The sequence below is a fragment of the Pseudomonadota bacterium genome (genome assembly GCA_039193195.1).
Classification (GTDB): domain Bacteria; phylum Pseudomonadota; class Gammaproteobacteria; order Steroidobacterales; family JBCBZW01; genus JBCBZW01.
In genome coordinates this window covers 1-1,570 of the sequence record JBCCWS010000113.1, presented here as the reverse complement: position 1 = coordinate 1,570, position 1,570 = coordinate 1, and the positions used below count along the sequence as shown (strand labels likewise).

Genomic DNA, 1,570 nt, shown 5'->3' with positions numbered 1-1,570 from the left:
CAACGACCTCGTGCTCGGTGGCGAGCTTGCGAACCTAAGGCGCTTAACGCGGCCTCTGGCGTCGCGTGTGCCCGCATCTCTTTCGACGACACCTTCGTAGTTGGGCCGCCGACGCCGCAACTTTTCGACGCTATCGGCGGTCGGGCCATTGCGCTCAAGCGCAACGGTCTCTTGGTGCGCGACAAGTGTGCGGCGTATTCGCCCGCCCACGGCGCCGGGCTCGCCGATCTTCCGGACCTGCAGCAGGTTGCCGGCCATGTCGTCGGTGGCGGTCAGCAGCTCCGCATGGTCGCCGCTATTCCTATCGCTGACGAAGGTAGGCTGATGGTCCTGTGGCCACCCCAACATTCTGTCGCCGCGGCGCCGCCGAGGCAGTGGACAAGATGAGCGCCAGAATCCAAACAATTGAAAAAGCGCTCGCCTCCACTTCCTCGCACGGTCTCTTTGCGCTGACCAAGTATTGCCTCGCGCCCGAGGGCACCTCCTGGCCCGGTCTATGTATCCCGCTGACTCGCGCCCCGCCCTCCAGATCCCTGGTGCCGCCATCCAGTCCTGCGTCTCGAAGGCCTGTGGTCGCTCGTGCTTACTGACGAAGTCGCCTAGCGACGGCTTTGCTTTGCCGGCTCGCCTCAAAGGCCATGGCTTTCGGTCCCTCGCCCACGTGTGTGATGCGGCTTTCGTCGGCACTGCCTGGCGTGCCCTGCCGCGGCTGCTCGACCGCACCGTCGCTCTTGGCGGCACGGTCCCCGGGCACTGTCAGGTTCTGGCTCCCTCGCTTGGGGCGACGTCGTTTCACGCGGCCAACCTTCCTATGCGGTTCTCTCACCTCGTCGCGCAGCGCTACCCTTTCCCTCGCCACAGTGTTCGATGATGCATGCGCTCGCCTTCAAGCGGACGTTGCCCGTGGCGTCGTGCTTGACGGTCCACTCGCTTCGCCTGTTGCTGCCCCCGGCGTAATTGCCCTCGCCCGCCGTGCCTTCTACGTCAAACTCCAGCACGTCGGTGGGGTAGCAGTGGCGAAGGAGATGGTCGACGCGGGGGCGGAGGCGGTAGCGGCCAGGAAGAAACATCGCGTGCGGGTGGCGAATATGGAGCGTAGTGGAAGTTGGTTGATGTGCGCTCACATAGTCCTCGAATTTCGCGGATAGATGCGGTGAGACGTACTGGCCGCCGGCTGGAGTGGCTGCTCGGATCGGCATGCCCCCGTGGATAACGCCGGCGTGGAGGGAGGCGGGGATGCCGAGGAGCGTGGGCGGGGCGGTTGTGGGCTCGACAGGACGTTGGTCTTGGATGGTGGGGTCGTGGACGAGCGAAAAGAGGGTGGTGGGGGCAGCTAATGGCGCACTTGGGCAGAAACGAGGTCAGGCCGATGTCGCGCAGCCGGACGCTAAAATCTGGAGGCTGGTGCAGGTTTGATGTTGCACTGGCAGTTATGACACTTGGACAATTCTGTGCTGCACCAAGACAAGTTCATCTGACAAGGCTCAAGCAAGTGTGTGGATACTTGAAGAGGTTTCCTGATGGAGCTATCCGTTTTAGAACTGGCTTACCTGATATGAATGATTATCAT

General features: G+C 62.7%; 2 protein-coding genes. Both read left to right on the top strand.

The features are described 5' to 3' along the window. Positions 1 to 387: hypothetical protein (locus tag AAGA68_27500; protein ID MEM9388817.1), on the top strand; the 387-nt coding region annotated here is incomplete at its 5' end. 982 nt (positions 388 to 1,369) lie between these two features. Further along, a partial coding sequence (locus tag AAGA68_27495; protein MEM9388816.1) for a hypothetical protein occupies positions 1,370 to 1,570 on the top strand: 201 nt, incomplete at its 3' end.